12 protein-coding genes are annotated in these 19898 nt (G+C 44.5%); 5 read left to right on the top strand and 7 right to left on the bottom strand.

All coding sequences use genetic code 11. The features are described from left to right. Nucleotides 1-467 precede the first annotated feature (467 nt). The 6 genes from EL210_RS00740 to surE all read right to left on the bottom strand — a co-directional run bounded on the left by EL210_RS00740 (nucleotide 468) and on the right by surE (nucleotide 12712). Complete coding sequence (locus EL210_RS00740; RefSeq protein ID WP_018919327.1) at nucleotides 468-2153, bottom strand: RagB/SusD family nutrient uptake outer membrane protein; 1686 nt, start codon at nucleotides 2151-2153, stop codon at nucleotides 468-470. Between the two features lie 11 nt (nucleotides 2154-2164). Next, on the bottom strand, nucleotides 2165-4942 hold the full coding sequence (locus tag EL210_RS00745) for a SusC/RagA family TonB-linked outer membrane protein (protein WP_025879602.1): 2778 nt from the start codon (nucleotides 4940-4942) through the stop codon (nucleotides 2165-2167). Between the two features lie 20 nt (nucleotides 4943-4962). Continuing rightward, a complete protein-coding gene (locus EL210_RS00750) occupies nucleotides 4963-6810 on the bottom strand; it encodes a RagB/SusD family nutrient uptake outer membrane protein (protein ID WP_018919329.1) in 1848 nt (615 codons plus the stop codon). 3 nt (nucleotides 6811-6813) lie between these two features. Then, nucleotides 6814-9939 (bottom strand): SusC/RagA family TonB-linked outer membrane protein, encoded by a 3126-nt coding sequence (locus EL210_RS00755; protein WP_018919330.1) that lies wholly within the window; start codon nucleotides 9937-9939, stop codon nucleotides 6814-6816. Nucleotides 9940-10743: 804 nt separating this feature from the next. Further along, the gene (gene lpxB, locus EL210_RS00760; protein ID WP_018919332.1) at nucleotides 10744-11922 is read right to left on the bottom strand and encodes a lipid-A-disaccharide synthase; all 1179 of its coding nucleotides are present in this window, start codon (nucleotides 11920-11922) and stop codon (nucleotides 10744-10746) included. Nucleotides 11923-11938: 16 nt separating this feature from the next. Beyond that, nucleotides 11939-12712, bottom strand: coding sequence for a 5'/3'-nucleotidase SurE (surE, locus tag EL210_RS00765; RefSeq protein ID WP_018919333.1), 774 nt, complete (start codon nucleotides 12710-12712; stop codon nucleotides 11939-11941). Nucleotides 12713-12812: 100 nt separating this feature from the next. Here surE and EL210_RS00770 point away from each other — a divergent pair, with 100 nt between their 5' ends. The 5 genes from EL210_RS00770 (at nucleotide 12813) to EL210_RS00790 (ending at nucleotide 18951) form a co-directional block, all read left to right on the top strand. Beyond that, nucleotides 12813-13577, top strand: coding sequence for a ParA family protein (locus EL210_RS00770; protein WP_004371850.1), 765 nt, complete (start codon nucleotides 12813-12815; stop codon nucleotides 13575-13577). 35 nt (nucleotides 13578-13612) lie between these two features. After that, on the top strand, nucleotides 13613-14503 hold the full coding sequence (locus EL210_RS00775) for a ParB/RepB/Spo0J family partition protein (RefSeq protein WP_004377681.1): 891 nt from the start codon (nucleotides 13613-13615) through the stop codon (nucleotides 14501-14503). Nucleotides 14504-14506: 3 nt separating this feature from the next. Next, nucleotides 14507-15220, top strand: a complete 714-nt coding sequence (locus EL210_RS00780) for a DUF5683 domain-containing protein (protein WP_018919334.1) — start codon at nucleotides 14507-14509, stop codon at nucleotides 15218-15220. A 64-nt stretch (nucleotides 15221-15284) separates the two neighbouring features. Next, nucleotides 15285-16649, top strand: a complete 1365-nt coding sequence (locus EL210_RS00785; protein ID WP_018919335.1) for a lytic transglycosylase domain-containing protein — start codon at nucleotides 15285-15287, stop codon at nucleotides 16647-16649. A 19-nt stretch (nucleotides 16650-16668) separates the two neighbouring features. Then, the gene (locus tag EL210_RS00790) at nucleotides 16669-18951 is read left to right on the top strand and encodes a RelA/SpoT family protein (RefSeq protein WP_018919336.1); all 2283 of its coding nucleotides are present in this window, start codon (nucleotides 16669-16671) and stop codon (nucleotides 18949-18951) included. A gap of 544 nt (nucleotides 18952-19495) precedes the next feature. Here the strand turns inward: EL210_RS00790 and EL210_RS00795 are convergent. Further along, nucleotides 19496-19846: a MerR family transcriptional regulator gene (locus tag EL210_RS00795; protein ID WP_004371857.1), complete on the bottom strand. Its 351-nt coding sequence runs from the start codon at nucleotides 19844-19846 to the stop codon at nucleotides 19496-19498. Nucleotides 19847-19898 lie beyond the last annotated feature (52 nt).

Genomic DNA, 19898 nt, shown 5'->3' on the forward strand with positions numbered 1-19898 from the left:
TAGTAATTCCAGTCACTTTAGCGCGCAACATGACGGAGATTACAATGCCATTTGAATGAAATGAGAAGCTCATCTGATAGAGATTACATTGCAATTTGATGCAAATTGCAATGCCTGGCAATGCGATTTTGCCCTACATTTTGCATCAAACTTCATAATCTGTTGATAGTCAATAAATTGCAAAATGACAGAATACAGCGCATATTCAGAGCGAGGAGCAAACGCGTTTCAAATACGCGAACGATTTGAAAGCATTTGTAAACATTCATGATTGATTTTAACAAAAGGAACGCCAACTGTGAAATCACATGCAATCTTAGTTTATTCGGCATCGTTGTTTGCAACAGAAAACAAAAGAGGGGAAAGCAAACAGTTGCTCTCCCCCGAAACAAAGATAAAGAATTTAGAGATACTTGTAAAGTCAATTGATGACACTAACGCAAACAGCAAGAGAAAGATTACTCCGCTTACTCACCCCAACCGGGATTTTGTTTCAAGTTAGTGTTCTTATAGCGTTCTGCATTCGAGATGGGATAGAAATACATCTTGTCGGTTATCTCATACGTGCAGAGCTTTTCTTTTGCGAAAGTCAGCGTGCCATCAGCCCGCTTTTCGATATTCACTTTATAGATATCCTTCATGTCACCAAGGGCTTTCCAGCGACGCAAATCCCAGAAACGATATCCCTCGAAAGCCAATTCCACGCGTCGTTCATTGCGTAAACGGGCAAGGAAATCGGCCTTTGACATTCCTGTCGGGAATTTAGGCATCTTCACATTCTTGCGGGAACGGACAAGGTTTACGGCCTCGCGTGCACTCATTGTGAACGGACTTACCACCTGGTCTGGGCCATAGGCCTCGGCCATTGCTTCTGCATAATTCAGCAATATCTCGGCATATCTGAACAATATCCAGTTGTGATCGAAGCTGTTTGTATTCTTTCCAGCCTCAAATATCACCTTGTTATTGAGATATTTCTTCAGATAATACCCTGTTGTTGTCGCATTGAGAAGTGGTTGTCCGTTACGTCCGCCATGATAAGTCTCTACGGGTGTTTTCGCAGGCCACTGCATTCCGTTGAACACAACAGTCATTTGAAGACGTGGGTCACGGTTCTTGTAGGGATTAGCTGCCTGTACCGGATTGTTCCAATCAAACGAACTGCCGTCTGACATTTCGTAAGCGCTGACTAAATTCTCTGTCGGACAGGTATAACCTAACCCTTTTTCAACTCCAATAGGATAGTTGGCAGACTCAAAGTGCGTGGTCTTTCCCTCGGGACGGCAAAGGATAACCTCTGCACTTTGATTGTTGGTGGCGCCGAAAAGGTTCTTGTAATCATCGTCAAGGGCATAGCCAAAGGCTGAAGCCTGACGGATAACATCAAATGCGGCAGTGGCAGCTGCCTCCCATTTTGCAACATCTCCCGAGGTATTGAAAAGCGGACTGGCAAGGTAGAGCGTTGCTCTTGATTTCAAAGCCAATGCTACTCCCTTGCTGACACGCTGCATATTGGCAGCTCCTCCGGGGAGTGTTGTTGTCTTTACAGGAAGATGTTGAGCCACATCGGTACATTCATCAATGACGAAACGAAGCACATTTTCTGCCGAAATAGGCTCTGCCTTTTTTGCATCTTCCTTGGTGAGTGTCTTTGTAATCAGCGGGATATTGCCATAACGTCTGACTAATTCAAAGTAGTAGAAAGCACGCAGACATCTCACTTCATACTGGTAATTGAGATAGCTTGTATAGGTATCTTGGAAGCCATCTGTATATTTCCAATCCTCAAAAGTGAGGCCCAGACAGTTTTCCAAATAGAAGTTTGCGTCGTGAATTGCCTTGTAGTAATGGGCAAAAACATCATCAACGACATAGTTGGGCGACCAACTTCCATTGACAAAACGCTGGATAGCAGCCGTGTTGTTGATATGAATGGCATCGTCGGTAGCAGCATCATGCATGGCACCTCCAATGCCTTCCAATCCATTGGGCAAGTAACTATAGACCTCGGTGCACAACTGTGTAACCTTTGAAGGGTCGTATAACAGTTCGCTACGGTCGTAATATGTTGACTCCGAAGTATTCAGAAAGTCACAGCTGGCAAACATACTGACAGTAACGACAAGCAGTGTTGTGATTTTAATATGTTTCATAACCGAATATTTTAGAATTTCAAATCGAAGCCAACAGCATAGCGTGTCATGCTTGGATGGCCTGTTTTCATGTTCTCAGGATCCATTACCTTGATATGATCAAGACTGAAAAGATCATATGCACGAACATAGACTTTGGCAGCATTCACGTATTTCAATGGCTTTAACTGATGCTTCTTGAAATGATAATACACTTCCAATGTGCGCAACTTAAAATAGGCTCCATTCTTAATCCAAAGGGAATTATTCGCGTAGTTGTTAACCGAACCGACAGAAGTCAGCCGTGGATAGCGCGCATTCGGAGTCTCCGGAGTCCAACGGTTGTCGTAGTATTCCTTTGAAATCGTGCGATTTCCAAACAAAGGATGATAGACGCTGGGCATGTTAGCCATTACACTGACATTGCCAATGCCTTGGAACATGGCATAAAGTCCCCACCCCTTGTAATCTAAATTCAAATCGAAAGAATAGTAGATCTCAGGGAATGCACTGTAGCCTAAAGCTTTCTGATCATACGAATCAATGATACCATCATTATTGAGATCCTTATATTTAAGGTCGCCCGGCTTCACTTGCGACAATGTCTGCTTGACATTACGCTGGTCAATCTCATTCTGATTCTGATAAATTTCCTCTACTACATAGCCGAAGTACTGGCCGATGCGTTTGCCTGTACGCTGTAAATAGCCATAAGGACGATATTCCTCGTTCTGGTTTACGATTTTATTGCGAATAAAAGAGAAGGTGCTTCCCAAAGCATAATGGAAATCTTTGAGCGACTTATTCCAACGAATTGAGGTTTCAATACCGCGATTATCCACTACACCGGAGTTCTCTTTGGGCACTGGAAGACCAAACAATGAAGATACCTTTCCATTGGCATCCACCAGAATATCCGTGCGATGATCGTAGAAGAAATCAACCGTTACGTCCAAATGCTTAAAGGCACGGAAGTCAAAACCAATGTTCAGCTTGTGTGATTTCTCATAAGTCAGATTGGAAATACCCAATTGGGTCAAGCGCAAACCATTATGCTTGAGAGGGTTTTTACCAAAGAAGAAACTACCACCATTGCCATACATATCGATAAAGAGGTCGTTGTCATAGTCTGCACCGCCTGAGATACCATAGCTGGCACGCAGTTTCAAGAAGTCTAACCAATCGCGTTTGGCAAACGTTTCCTCTGACACAATCCAGCCAATGCCTGCTGCCGGGAAAACACCCCAACGGCTTTTGGGATCTAAGATGCTTGAAGCCGACTCCGATAGCGACACATCAAAGAGGTAACGATGCTTGTAAGCATAGTGCAACTGGCTGACAATATCAATGAAAGCATACGATGTGTTTTGCCCTTTGGCGATTAACTTATCCATACGATATTGTGCAGTTGCAGCCAAAGAATGCAAGTCCCAATCGCGCTGGAAGTTGGCAAATGCATTGAAATTGAAATGATTATTCGATGCACCTACTGAATGACTGGCACTCAATGCCGTTTCATTTCGCAGGTTCTTATAGGTGTAACTTCTGCTTGCCCAATCATATGTAGACTGTTCATAGCCATATTTTCGAGCGTTTCCATCCCAATAAGAAGCATTGTTATCCAAGCCCAATTGCAAACCGACCGAAAGGCCTTTCAAGAGAAAATCCAATCGATGTGTCAGCTTTAAATCGGCAAAGAAGTTTCTTTGTTGCGACCGCGCATACCCCGTTCCGGATATCATTGCTACAGGATTGGTCTCAATATCTGTCGTACCAGCCCATACCCCACGAGCATTCTTTATAGGGAATGCACCAGAAGGTACCTTATAGAGCGCAGTGAAAATATCAGAGATTGTAGCATTGGGGCGGTTATGTTCAGAGAAAGTTCCAAACATATTCAACTGCAACATCGTGTTGCGTCCCAACTCAATATCAAGGTTAGTACGAATGTTTAACTTTGAATATTTGAGCTGTGTTGAATAGCCCTGGTTATCATTAACAGGTCGCAATATACCGCTGTCATTCAGATAATTCAACTGTGTGAAATATCTAACAAACTTGCCACCACCCGTTACAGAGAATGTAACATTGTTGCCAAAGCTATGGTTTCGAAGCGACTCTCCCCACCAATCTACATTGGGGTAGGCATCGGGCAGACTTCCATCTTTGAATGCAGAAAGTTCAGAAACATCGTAACGCGGTGTTAGTCCGTCATTCTTCATACCCTCATTCAAAGCCATGGCATAGGTATGTCCGTCAACAAATTTAGGCTTTCGGAACGGAGTTGCCATGCTAAGCTCATAAGAAAACTTGATTTTCGGCGCACCATTCATCCCTCGTTTTGTCTTCACGGCAATGACTCCATTGGCTCCACGCATACCATAGAGAGCAGTTGAGGCTGCATCTTTCAACACAGTTATTGATTCAATTTCATCCATTGAAAGTTGTCCAAGCTCACGTTCAAAGCCATCAACCAAAACAAGAGGCGCCTTTTTACTGAGTGTTCCATTGCCTCTGACAAAGAGACGGCCCGTAGTTTCCCAAGCTGCACCTTGGTTCTGCAACACCTCCAAGCCTGGTATCAAGCCATAAAGAGCATTGCGAGGATTTGTTTCCTTACGGTGTGCAAGCTTCTCGCTGGTTATGAAAGACGCCGCAACCGTAGCTTCCTTCTGGTCGACAGACACGTCACGACCATAGGTTATTCTATGAGGTTTCTTCTCTGTCAGCAAACTGTCAGTCTGAGCCGACATACAGAGCGGAGAGAAAAGAAGCGCTGCAAAATATAATTTATAGTTCATTTTATTCATGTTTAAATTACATCATAGACTTACTCCCAACCTGGGTTCTGCACTAATCCATAGCCTTTGTTAACCTCCTTTGAGGGGAATGCACTCAAACACATACGTGGTTCCCAGCCTGTTTTCCACCAAGCACGGTAATATTTTGTCAATGCAAAAGGCTTTATGAGATATTCCTTGGTTTTCTTGTGCTTATAGACATGGAGACCATGGAGCGGTGTTTCAAAGACATCATACATCTTCCAACGTATCAAATCAAAGAATCTCACCTCCTCATATGCAAATTCAACCGCACGTTCATGCAGCACTGCTTTGCGGAAATCCTCCTTACTCATACCACTTAGTGCAGGCATACCGACACGCGCACGAACGGTATTGATAGCTTGATAAGCTTCTGGTGTGGGACCATCATAGTATTCATTCAAGGCTTCTGCATAGTTCAAATAGACTTCAGCAAGTCGCATCGTCGGCCATTGTACAGGTCGGTTGTAGGCTTCTGTATTTCTATCGAGTCCCCACTTGCGGCATGCCAAACCTGTTGCAAGGCTCAGTTTGTGCATTCTTCCTTGCTCCCAATCCTTTCCTTTGGGGTAGTTGGCCTTGTCTTTAGGATTGACATCTGTCATCGCTGCAGTTCGCCCATTATACTTATCACCGTCCAAAATGAAGTTTTCATATAGTCGTGGATCACGATCTTTAAACGGGTTCTTTGCCATTTTGGGGTTCTTCCAATCGAAAGGACGGCCATCTTTCATCTCAAACATATCGAAAAACTCTTTCGTCGGGCAATAAGCTCCCCATCGAAGTGCCTTGTCAAACTGCCCATTATTCTTCGTACAAAGGAATGTTCTACGGCATGATATCAGCGTTTCTGTATTTCCTCGGTCGAAATAAGCACTGGTATAGGCTTCGCGCTCGGTAGTAATACCATGGTCACCGGCCTGCACCAACTTGAAGAAACCATTTTTATTCAGCGCATCAAAGAACTCTTTGCAGGCATCAACAGCTTGTTTCCAACGCTGCTTATCATAGTTCCCCCACCATGTCATCTTCTTATCAGAAGCCTCTCCTTTGGCAAAAGGCGCATCGGAATTGAACAGTGGACTGGCAACGAAAAGCAAGACACGAGTCTTCAATGCCATAGCACCAGCCTTCGTCATTCGGCCATCCCAGTTCTCCATTTCATTTTCAGGAACACTCCAAGGGAAGTCTTCGCAGGCAATAGCATCGTTCAACAGCTTCACAATAAAATCCACTGTTTGCTGCAAAGTGGCCCGAGCGGGAAAGCTTGCATCGTCAGCAGAGATAGCATGATCAATGATTGGAAGAGATCCGTAATGCCGAAGCATGTGAGCATAGAACACAGCTACCATCATCTTTGCTTCTGCTTTAAGTCGTGACTTCTCCTGTTCATCCATATCAGGAACCTTATCTACGTTCTCATATAACAGCCAAGCATGGCGCACACCTGTCCAAATACCCGATTGAGAGAACTGCATTTTCGTTCGATGTGCATTGATTCGCGTATTATCCTCTATCGAAGCATTGTACAATCCAGGGTAATATGTATTCGAAAGTGCCGAATATCCGATATTATCATAATTCAAATCAGTAAGTCCTTCAATGGTACTCATGCACATCTGCGTCCAAAATCCATTGGTTTCCATACCATATGGCAGATACTGATAGCTGCGCCAAAGCACTCGTCTGGCATATTCTGCCTTCCCAAAGATAGTATCTATGGTGACATCTGTACTGGGGGGCTTCTGCAAAAACCGTTCACCGAATGCCAGATCCTCACACGATACAATGCTCATTGTCAGCATCAGACCAGCAAAGAGGCTCCATATCTTATTCATTTTTTCCATATTCTTCATCGCTTAAAAACCTACTTTCAATCCTACTTCAATAACTTTAATCAGAGGATATGCCCTTCCATTCGGATTAGCTTCAGGGTCACAGACTTTCAAATGATCGAAAGTCAGCAGATTATATCCCGATACAGCGAGGCGCAAGCTATTCAAATGCAACGCACGTGTGACGTTCTTTGCAAATGAATATCCCACTTCTATATTCTTCAAACGTATGTAAGAAGCATTCCTCAGCCACAAGTCTGAGTCCAAATAGTTATGAGACTTGTTGCGAAGGGATATGGCGGGAGCTGCTGCAGCATTACCCTTTTCGGGCGTCCATGCATCATTAATCATGTAGCGCATAAGGCTCCAGTTGTTCATTTCGCCGAAAGGTATGCGGTAAGGGCCACTCAAGAAGCGCGAAGTCTTCGATGCTCCGGCAAGCGTTATGCTTAGATCAAAGCCCTTCCATGACACTCCCATGTTCACAGCATACGTCAAAAGAGGATATGCCGGAGAACCAATATCGCGGATATCCTTTTCATCTATCTTGTGATCTCCATTCAAATCTTTATACTTCACATCGCCAGGTAGTGGGACATATCCGCTTCCTTGATCTGGAATACCGCCCTCTGTACCTTTCGTATGCTCATATTCAGCAACCTCTGCTTCTGTGAAATAGCCATCAAAAACATAACCGAAATTCTGACCTACAGGCTTTCCTGTGCGCTGCATCCACTCATAAGGATACTTGATTTCGTCCATAAAGACAACCTTATTCTTGGCATAGGAAATATTTCCACCTATATAATATCGGGCACTACGTATTTTATCCTGCCAACGCATGCTTACTTCAAAACCATGATTATTCACCTTTCCCATGTTCATTGTAGGCAGCTGCACGGCGAGATAGCCAGGAATGACACCACGAGAAATCAGAATATCCCGACGATGTTCAATGAAGTAATCAAAGTTAATGGATAAGTTGTTCTTGAAAAGCTTCATGTCTATACCGTAATTCTGCTTGAAAGCGGTCTCCCAAGTCACATTGGGATTGCCAATCTTTCCTTCTGAAGCACCGAGTATCTTTGTGTTCGTTGTCGTTCCAAAGCTGTAACTTCCAGAGCTGATATTATAGGTGTCAGGCAGATAAAGGAAGCGGGAGTTGTCCCGAGTGATGTCATTTCCCACCTTACCATAAGAGACTCTGAACTTCAAATAGTCCACAACAGAACGCAACGGCTTGAAAAATTTCTCCTCAGAAACAATCCAACCCACAGAACCTGCGGGGAAAACTCCAAATCGGCGACCCTTAGCGAAGTTCTCAGAACCATTGTATCCCACGCTAAGATCCAAAAGATAGCGTGTCATATAGTCATAAGTGGCACGACCGACCAAGCCCACATAGCTGCGCGGAATATCTGCATAACTGCTTGAGGGATAGTATTTCATGGTTTGGTTATACATTGCCAAGGCCGAAACATGATGCTGACCGAAATTGCGTTTGTAATTGAACGCACCTTCAAGATACCAGTTCTTGCTCAAACCATCCGACTCCGAGAAGTCAAGTTTACGATAAGTTTCAACTAATTTCAAGGCTACAGAGCCGTCAGGAGCATTGATTGCTTCATACAAAGGCTCACGTCCTTCACGACGCTTATAGATACTTACACCGCTGTTATAAGCTGCCTTCACGTGGAAGGAAAGCCCTTTTGTAAGGAAATTAAGCTTCTGTTTCAGCGTAAAGTCAAAGTTAAGCGTGTTATTGGCCGTCGTATTGTATCCCTTTCCATAATAGATATTCAGACCATCCTGTAGTTCTCCGATTGCAAATCGGTTCGAACTCATGCGTATCCGCTTTCCATCAACCAGCCCGGCACCACTGAAAGGCACTGCAGAATAAAGGTCACGGAAGATGAAATCACTCGACTTGGTCGATCCGTTATTGTAGTTTGGCTCGCGACGACTGTTCAAATAGCCGCCTAAATTAATCTGTGCCGTCGTAGTACGCGTCAAGTCAACATCCAAGTTGATGCGATAATTATAACGATTATACTTAAATCCTTTGTCATTTCGATTTTTATAGACCTTGAACAGGCCTTCCTGGGTCAGCACACCCAATGAAGCAAAGTATCTGACACGGTTTGTTCCACCCGAAATATGAATGTTATGACGTGACTGAACAGCGGCTTTTCTGATCATCTCTCCCGTCCAATCCACATCAGGATGAGTCAAAGGACTGCTGTGTGTGCGGAATTTCTCCAAGTCATCGGGCTTGAAGGTGAGCATATCTTCAGCCACTCCGTCATGTGCTTGCGCCTTATTATACTGCGTAGCCCACTCATAACTGTTGGCAAAATCAGGCACACGTGAGGGCACTTGAAAGCCAACTGACGTTGTAAAACTGATGCGGGGCCTATCTTTTGTGCCACGCTTTGTTGTGACAAGGATAACGCCATTAGCACCTCGAACACCGAATACTGCCGTGGCAGAAGCATCTTTCAGCACCGTCACATCCTCCACTTCATTCGGATCAATCTGTGAGAAAGGACGCTCTACTCCGTCAACAAGGATAAGCGGTTGCGACAAAGAAGTGCTCAACGAACCGACACCACGGATGAACAACTGCGCACCATCAGCTCCCGGCTGACCGCTCGACTGAATACCCGACAAGCCGGAAACCTTTCCAATCAGCGAGTTGCTCATGCTCGCAACAGGCGATTTCGTCAGTTCATCACTATTGACTGAAGACAAAGCACCTGTCACCGTGACCTTTCGTGTGGAGCCATAGGCAATAATCTGCACATCATCTAACGCTACGGTCTGTTCTTCCAACTTCACTTTCAACCGTCCTTCACCTTTGCAAACTACGGTCTTCGACTTATAACCTACACTGGAGATTTCAAGCTTTGCGCCTAAAGGTACACGCAGATGAAACGCTCCATTCACATCCGTCACGGTAGCGGTCTTGCTCCCAACCACCTTTACCGATGCCCCGATAATAGCTCCCATATCGTCAAAAACAGTGCCATACAGATCAATCGTCCTGTCGGATTGTTCTGTTTTTTCTGTTTTCAAAGCATACATAGGAATAGTGGGCACAAAACTTAAAAGCAGCATGAACATACTGCATCGAATGATTTGTTTTTCCATTATGCTAAATATAAAGGTTTTTAACAGTAAATATGTATATCATAATAATAGCTGACCAGACAATCATTAAAGTCGTCTGATGAAAATGATTAACAGTTTAGAGATAAAAGTCCATGTTGCAAAAATACACATTTTTTAAATAACGACTGTAAAATATCGTTCAAATAACTTACAATATTGTACAAAAAGCCTATCTATTAAGCCTAAACATACCGTTTCATCCCTATTTTCTCTGTTTCTACAGTCTTAAGACTCTGACTCTGACAGATGCTTTCACAACCATGAAATCAAGCGAAAAAAGACAACAAAACAAATCAAGAAACAAGATAAGTCGGCAGGATTTACTTGGCACTTATCCTCAAATCATGACACGAAACCAACAAAGACGTCTGCGCTTTCAACCTTTGAAATCCTTAAAAATACACCTGATTTGGCCGTTTTCTGCATTAAACTTTTTTAATAAAAAACTCAAAAAAGCAGACAAAATCAATTCACATGTTTTATATTATCCATGAACAAAACTCCTCATTGCTATCTTTTCACAACACGATGAACATCAAACGACCATGTAATATGCCTCAAGTCACCATGTGTTTTGACGCTGATCAAAAGCCCTTTCGACAGAGATTAGAACACGATTTGACACATATTGCACCAGCGTTTGCAACAAAGCATAAAAAAGGGGAAAGCAAATGACCACTCTCCCCGATGCAAAGATAATGAATTTGAGAGGCAAATGCAAATCGATTATGAATTAAGTTTACAGAAAAGATGCGTTTACCTCCAAGATATGAACCCTATGGACTATTGGCAACGAGCGGCTTCCTGGCGCAGAAGATTGATCATTAAGCGAGCTGCATTGTCGGGAGCTATGTCATTGCCCAAGCGCCGTTCCACTTCTTCATAAGCCTTGAGCATCACTGTCCGCCCCTCATTCCCAGGCAAAATCCGTTCAAGTTCGGAGGCAATGTTCTGCACAGAGAAGCGGTCGGCAAAGAGTTCGGGAACGACTTCCCTATCGACAATGAGATTAACCAATGAGATAAAACGACACGAAAGTATATGATTGAACGCCCAACGGATAAGTCGAGGCACAGGCGTCTTATAGCAAACCACCTGCGGAACATGCAGCAATGAAGTTTCCAAAGTGGCTGTTCCACTGGTCACCAAGGCAGCAACAGCGTGGGCAAGCAAGCCGTAGGTGTCGTTATGAACAAGGCAGAAACTGCCGTCAGAAAGGCCTTCTGCGGCATCAATGACCTGCCGGTAATAAGCCTTGTCAATGGAAGGTGCACAAGCAATGGCTATCTGGTAGCGGTCTGAAAAGCGGCAGGCAGCACGCAACATCGGCACAAGATTATCCTTGATTTCCTGCGTTCTACTGCCGGGAAGCAATGCAATGAGCGGCTTTTCTCTGTCGATATGATGCGCTTTGCAAAAGAAAGCGAAGTCTACATGATAGTTTTCAAGAAACTCATGTATCTCATGTGCCGTCGGATTGCCTACGTAATGGATTTTATAATGATGCTTTCCTTCATAGAAAGCCACCTCAAACGGCAGTATCGAAAACATCTCTTTAACGTCTCGCCGAATAGCTTTGATGCGCCATTCCTTCCATGCCCATATCTTCGGAGAGATGTAATAATAGACGGGGATATTGGTGTTTCGCTTCAGAAACTTGGCAATATTGAGATTGAAACCGGGGTAATCGACAAGTATCACCACATCGGGTTGCCAAGCCACAATATCCTTCTTGCAGAACGACATATTGCGGAATATCGTGCGAAGATGCAGCAAAACGGGCACAAAACCCATGTAGGCAAGCTCCCGATAGTGCTTTACGCGGGTGCCTCCAACAGCAGACATCAGGTCGCCACCAAAGAAACGGAACGATGCCTCGCTGTCATTTTTCTTCAGCGAAGCCATTAAATGAGAGGCATGAAGGTCGCCACTGGCCTCGCCGACAATCAGATAATACTTCATAAACTGCGGCGTTCGGTTACAGATTCCACGATTTCACAGTGTCTATAAACTGATAATCGGTGACATCAATGCGCGTCGGCGTAATGGCCACATAACCGTGATTGAGCGCCCACTGGTCGGTATCTTCGGCTTCAGGCTCATCATTTCGGCATTCACCGGCCATCCAATAGTAGTCATATCCATGCGGATGATGTCCCTTTACAACCTCGTTTATCCAGCTTCCAAAGGTCATCCGGCACACTTTCACACCCTTGAAAGGAGGCTGTTTGGGGAAGTTCACGTTGAGACAGACACCCTTTGGCAGGCCTTCTGCAAGAACTTTGTCGACAATCCGGCACACATCATCACGAAGATAGCGTAAATCGGCCTGTTCATCACGGTTACATGAGGAGAAAGCCACTGACGAAATATTTTTCATGCAGCCCTCTCTGACCACGCCCATCGTGCCCGAATAGTGAGTGTTGACCGTAGAATTATCACCATGATTGATGCCACCGAGCACAAGATCAGGCCGTCGGTCGCCACAAAGTTGACTCAAGGCAAGCTTCACACAGTCAACAGGTGTGCCGTTACACGACCACACTTCTACGTCACCCATATTGTGACGACGCTTCAAACGCAAGGGAATAGTAGCTGAAAAGGCACAGGAGAAACCAGAACGGGCTGCTTCCGGAGCACAGACTAACAGGTCGGCACGGTCTTTCAAAAAGGAAACGAGAGTCTTTATCCCGTTGGCATGATATCCGTCATCGTTCGAAATCAGTATAAAAGGACGCTTAATATTCATCATAAACAATGTTAGTTTGGGACAAAAGTACGAAAAAAAGGTTTATTTCTCGTATTTCTCATATAAAATATGTAACTTTGCCAACAAATCATTTTATTTCAAAATGGGAAAAATTATAGCTTTAGCTAATCAAAAAGGCGGTGTGGGTAAGACCACAACGACCATTAACTTGGCGGCTTCTTTGGCCACTCTTGAGAAAACAGTTCTCGTGGTTGACGCCGATCCACAAGCCAATGCATCAAGCGGTTTAGGCGTTGACATCAAGGATGTTGACTGCTCACTATATGAATGTATCATTGACCACGCTGATGTCCGCGATGCTATCTATACCACAGATATCAATGGATTGGATATTATTCCGAGCCACATTGACCTCGTTGGTGCCGAAATCGAGATGCTGAACTTAGACAACCGCGAACGCGTTTTGAAAAATCTCCTTGCTCCTATCAGCAGTGAATATGATTACATTCTCATTGACTGCAGTCCTTCTTTGGGGCTGATTACAGTCAATGCACTGACGGCAGCCAACTCTGTAATCATTCCCGTGCAATGTGAATACTTTGCCCTTGAGGGTATCAGCAAGTTGCTTAATACCATTAAAATCATCAAGAGCAAACTCAATCAGCAATTGGAGATTGAGGGGTTCCTGCTGACCATGTATGACAGTCGTCTCCGTTTGGCCAACCAAATCTATGATGAAGTGAAGCGACATTTCCAGGAATTGGTGTTCAAGACGGTTATTCAGCGCAATGTGAAGCTAAGCGAAAGCCCCAGCCATGGTCTTCCTGTCATCCTTTACGATGCTGACTCAACCGGTGCAAAGAACCATTTGGCCTTGGCAAAAGAACTGATTAACAGGAATGCATGACCCATAATTCTGGGGAATAAACAACGAAACAGAAAATGGCAGTACACAAGAAATACAACAGTTTAGGTCGTGGTCTTGACGCACTCATATCAACTGATGCCGTACGCACACAGGGATCATCGACTATCAACGAAATAGCAATCGACCAGATTGAAGCCAACCCCAACCAGCCTCGCCGTGAATTTGACGATGAAGCATTGCAGGATTTGGCCAACAGCATAAAAGAAATAGGTATCATTCAGCCCATCACACTCCGCCAGATTGCCGACAACAGGTTCCAGATCATTGCCGGCGAGCGTCGTTGGAGAGCTTCCCAATTGGCTGGTCTCAAGGCACTTCCAGCCTATATCCGCACGATAAAAGACGAAAACGTCATGGAAATGGCCCTCGTGGAGAATATCCAACGCGAGGATTTGAATGCCATCGAAATTGCTTTGGCTTATGAGCATTTGCTTGAGAGCAACGGAATGACACAGGAGAAAGTGTCGGAACGTGTCGGGAAAAGCCGTACGGCAATTACCAACTACCTGCGTCTTCTGAAGCTTCCTGCACAGGTTCAGATGGCATTACAAAAGAAAGAAATCGACATGGGGCATGCCCGTGCACTGCTTGCCTTAGACAGTCCGGCACTTCAAATCAAGCTTTTCAAGGAGATACTGAAGAATGGTTACTCCGTAAGAAAGGTTGAAGAGTTGGTGCAGGCATTGAAAAATGGCGATGACATTGAAAGTGGAAAGAAGAAGATTATCGCCCGAAATCAATTGCCGGAAGAGTTCTGTGTACTCAAAAACCGATTGGCTAAGTTCCTCAACACAAAGGTTCAGATGACCTGTTCCTCTAAAGGTAAAGGAAAAATAAGTATTCCATTTGCCAACGAAGAAGAGCTTGAACGCATCATGAACCTCTTTGACAAACTGAAAGACTGAAGCATGTCTTCATCAAGACTGACACATATCATTATCACAGTAGTCCTGCTCATCCTGCCATTCTGTACCAAGGCACAGAATGAAGAGCTTCATATGCCTCTGCAAGACACTGCACATCTCAAGGCAAACGAAGTGCTTACGCATGCAGACAGCGTCACTTTGGCTACTGATTCTGTGGTGATGACTAAGAAAAAGAAGCGTGATTGGGACACATGGAAGCCCAACCCGAAGCGTGCTTTGTGGTTAGGATTAGTGCTTCCTGGTGCGGGTCAGATCTACAACCGCAAGTTCTGGAAGCTTCCCATCATATATGGTGGCATCGTAGGTTGTGCATATGCCTTGAGTTGGAATAATCAAATGTATCACGATTACTCACAAGCTTACATGGATATCACGGATAATGACCCCACAACTGAAAGCTATAACCAGTTCATGCACTTGGGAGCGAAGATTACAAAAGACAACATCAGCCGCTATCAAACATTGTTCAAGAACCGCAAAGACCGCTATCGCCGATGGCGCGACATGAGTTTCTTTGTGCTTGTTGGTGTGTATGCCTTGTCGGTTATTGACGCCTATGTAGACGCTTCCCTGTCGGAGTTTGACATTTCTAAAGACCTTAGTCTACGTGTTGAACCTGCTGTTGTGAATACAAACAACCATCGTAATCCCTTACAATCCGGAGGTATTGGCGTGCATTGCAGCCTCAATTTCTGACCTCACAAAGATTTGGTATAAGGAGAATTATATTCAAAATTGGAAAAAAGAACCATTTAACAGAATGAAGAAAACATATTTAATCGCTCTTTCGCTCTTGTTTATCAGCACTTGTAAGCTACAGGCTCAAGTCGTAAACAACGAGGAAGACGACAACGAACAGACAGAAATCACCGTAACGAACGCACAGGGTAAGGAGGAAGTTATCGACCTCCCAGAAGCCATGACCATGGAACTTGACAGCCTGATGCACCTTTATAACACGAAGATTTACCTTCGTCCTGACACCACATGCAACCTTCCTGATGTCAATCCCGTTTATGACATAGACGTCTATAAGAAGCGTCTTGCCATGCTTCCTACCGTTATTGAGATGCCCTACAACAATGTTGTCCAGCAGTTTATTGACCGATACAGTGGCCATCTTCGACGCTCGGTGAGCTACATGTTGGGGGCACAGAACTTCTATATGCCTATCTTTGAAGAGGCCTTGGAAAGCTATGGACTTCCTTTGGAACTGAAATATTTGCCTGTCATTGAGTCGGCATTGAACCCTCGGGCCGTATCAAGAGTGGGAGCAACTGGCCTTTGGCAGTTCATGATTAATACGGCAAAACGCTATAATCTGACTATAAACTCACTCGTAGACGAACGCAGAGACCCCGTAAAAGCATCCTATGCAGCAGCTCATTACCTGAGTGATCTTTATAAAATCTACGGTGATTGGAATCTTGTTATTGCAGCATATAACTGCGGACCTGACAAGATCAACAAGGCTATTCATCGCTCTAAGCAGAACGACTACTGGCAGATTTATCCGTATCTTCCACAAGAAACGCGTGGTTATGTGCCTGCTTTTATTGCTGCAAACTATATCATGAACTACTACTGTGAGCACAATATCTGTCCGATGACAACTGATTTACCCATGAAAACAGACACTGTTGTTGTCAATCGTGACCTCCATTTTGAGCAGGTGGCACATGTCTTAGGGCTTGATGTTGACCAGATAGCAGCTCTAAATCCACAGTACCGACATAACATTATCAATGGAAACTGGCGTCCGTCAACGCTCCGTCTGCCTGCAACAATGGTCACCAAGTTCATCGACAACGAAGAAGCTATCTATAAATATATGCCGGAAGACCTGACAAGCAAACGCACAGAAGTCGAAGTGAACGATGAAGAGCCAACCTTTGTCAGCTATCGCCGTGCTCACAGAAGCCATGCTTCATCAAGCAAGTACAGCAATAAGAAAGGCAAGAAGAAGAAAGGACGCAAGGAAAAAAGCAAGAGTATAACCATCCGCGAGGGCGACACGCTATCGCAAATTGCAAAGCGCAACAAAGTTTCTGTTAAGCAACTGCGACGCCTCAACGGTATAAAAGGTAGCAATATCCGTGCTGGAAAGAAGATTAAAATCAAATAATCAATAAGGAGGAAACATCATGAACGAGCACGATATGAAAGAAGCAGCGCGCGAAGCTGCTGAAGAAAAACAGATTGCAGAGGCTTTCCAACATCTGCTTGACACTTATCTTGCATCACGACATCGCAAGAAAGTGGATATCATCACCAAGGCTTTCAACTTTGCCCGACAAGCACATAAGGGTGTCAGACGACTCTCGGGAGAACCTTATATCATGCATCCTATCGCTGTTGCACAGATAGCTTGCGAGGAAATGGGGCTTGGTTCAACCAGCATCTGCGCTGCCCTGCTCCATGATGTCGTTGAAGATACCGACTATACCGTTGAAGATATAGAGAACATCTTTGGCGAAAAGATTGCTCAAATCGTAGACGGACTGACCAAGATCAGCGGTGGTATCTTCGGAGATCGGGCTTCGGCACAGGCTGAGAACTTCAAGAAACTGCTGCTTACCATGAGTGATGACATCCGCGTTATCCTCATCAAGATATGCGACCGACTGCACAATATGCGCACATTAGCCTCGCAACCGGCCAACAAGCAATACAAGATTGCAGGCGAAACGCTTTATATCTATGCACCACTCGCCAACCGTTTAGGCCTGAACAAAATCAAAACTGAACTCGAAGACCTGAGTTTCAGCTACGAACATCCTGAAGAATACGCTGCAATCAAAAGCAAATTAGCACTCACTCAAGAGAAACGCGACGAACTTTTTGCACAGTTTACGGGGCCAATCCGCGAAGCTCTCGACCATATGGGCATCAAATATCAGATTAAAGCCCGTGTGAAAAGCCCTTATTCTATTTGGAATAAGATGCAGAACAAACATGTAACTTTTGAGGAAATCTATGATATTCTTGCCGTCAGAATCATATTTGAACCGAAGGTAAGAGCCGAAGAAATCAATGAATGTTTCAACATCTATGTGGCTATCAGCCGCATATATAAGAGTCATCCCGACCGACTTCGCGACTGGCTTAATCATCCGAAAGCCAATGGATATCAGGCACTCCACGTGACATTGATGAGCAAACAAGGCCGCTGGATAGAGGTACAGATACGCTCTGACCGCATGAACGAGGTGGCCGAACAAGGCTTTGCAGCTCACTGGAAATATAAGGACGGCGGAGAATACAGCGAGGATGAAGGCGAACTCAACGACTGGTTGAGCACCATAAAGGAGATACTTGACGACCCACAGCCTGATGCAATGGACTTCCTTGACAGCATTAAGCTCAATCTTTTCGCTTCAGAAATCTTTGTATTCACGCCAAAAGGCGAAATCAAGACCTTGCCGGCAGGCTGTACGGCACTCGACTTTGCTTTCCAAATCCACACTTTTCTCGGCAGCCATTGCATCGGAGCAAAGGTCAACCACAAGCTCGTGCCATTGAGTCATAAGCTGAACAGTGGTGACCAGGTAGAGATATTGACCAGCAAAGCACAACATGTGCAGCCCTCATGGATTAACTTTGTGTCGACAGCAAAGGCCAAAGCGAAGATCCAGGCCATTCTAAGACGCGACGACCGGGAGACACAAAAGGCAGGCGAAGAACTGCTGAAAGCATGGCTCAAGCGCAATTCCATGGAATTAACTTCCGTTGTTCTCGACAAACTTTGCGAGTTTCACAATGTTCAGAAGCATGAAGAACTGTTTCAAGCCTTGGGCGAAAAGACCATTATTCTTGGCGAATACGACCTTGATGTGTTGCTTGGCAAGAACAAAAAAGAGTCAACCTCGTTTGGCTGGCGACGCTATGTGCCGTTCCTCCACGAAAAGAACACCGAGAAACAAAAGGCAAAGGACACTGCACCGAAAGAACTTTTCACCGTTGACAAGGGCTTCAACAAGAAGAAATCTATCATCATCAGTGAGAGAAACATCAACAACTACATCTTCCCCGACTGCTGTCATCCCATTCCGGGTGACGATATTTTGGGCTATATTGACAACAACAACCACATTGAAATCCATAAACGTGCCTGTCCTGTGGCAAGCCGTTTGAAATCAAGCTACGGCAACCGAATTCTTGATGCCAAGTGGGATATGCACAAACGGCTGTTCTTTGACGCCACTATTGAAATCAAAGGAATAGACCGCAAGGGCATGCTTCACGACCTTGCTGATGTGATTTCCGACAAAATGGACGTCAACATCCACAAGATTACCATTCAGAGTAACGAGGGAATCTTTGATGGAACCATTGAAATACGTGTGCACGACCGCGAAGAAGTGCGCCAGATCATGGATAACCTCAAGGCTATAGACGACTTGAAGGAAGTAGTGCAAATCATGTAACACAACGATATTCCTTCATGGATGCAACCAAATCACACGCTGCACCGTGCTTCCTGCATCAGCACTTTGAATGCCCACAGCTATGAAATAAGGTGAGAAGTTATGACATCTGCGCGCTGCTGACACGACACATCATCTCTTTTTAAGAGACTATATTGTAAATATTTATGGTCAAAAAGAGGCACTTCGAAAACCAACGTAATAAATTTGACAAAACGAAGAAATGTCGCATTTCGGTACATGGAAACTGTTTTTAGAACGCAATCCATGGCACATGATGCTGCAATATGCGTCAGATTACTGCGCCAAATGAAGCAAATCACGTTCTAATTCACGGCAAAACAGAAGCTGATATGATGCAGAATGCAAGATTTTCTGATGTAAAATTGCACTTAAAGAAGCAAGAAAAAAGATAACCACCTGACTGACAATAGCTTATAAAGCACGCCAAAAACGGGCGTATTTTCATCGGGAAAGACTTTCGTTCTGAATAACGCAGCTATGCGAAAGCAATTGTAAAGTTTTTTATGAAGAAAGAGAACAATCAGACCAAACCGTCGAGTTGCTTCTTCAACAGCTTCAATTCATCGCGCACAGAAGTGAGTGTGGTCATCACATCTGCCGTCTTGTCTACCCCTTCACGATTGGCATTAAGCACTTTCCGGGCTGCAGCAATCTTGAAACCACGCACTTTCACAAGATTGTAAATGACCTTTATCTGCTCAATATCCTTATCGGTATATTGCCTAATTTTCGTGCTGTTCTGCGTCTTCGGACGCAGCTGTGGGAACTCACCTTCCCAGAATCGCAGCGTACTTTCATTGATACCGAATTGTGCAGCAACCTCCTTGATGCTGTAATACAACTTTAGGTTCTTGTTTGTATTCAGAGACATAATTCCTGGTTTTAGGTGAAACGATGATGAATTTCTTTGCAAAGTTAGCAAA

It is taken from the genome of Segatella oris (genome assembly GCF_900637655.1).
GTDB classification, from domain to species: Bacteria; Bacteroidota; Bacteroidia; order Bacteroidales; family Bacteroidaceae; genus Prevotella; species Prevotella oris.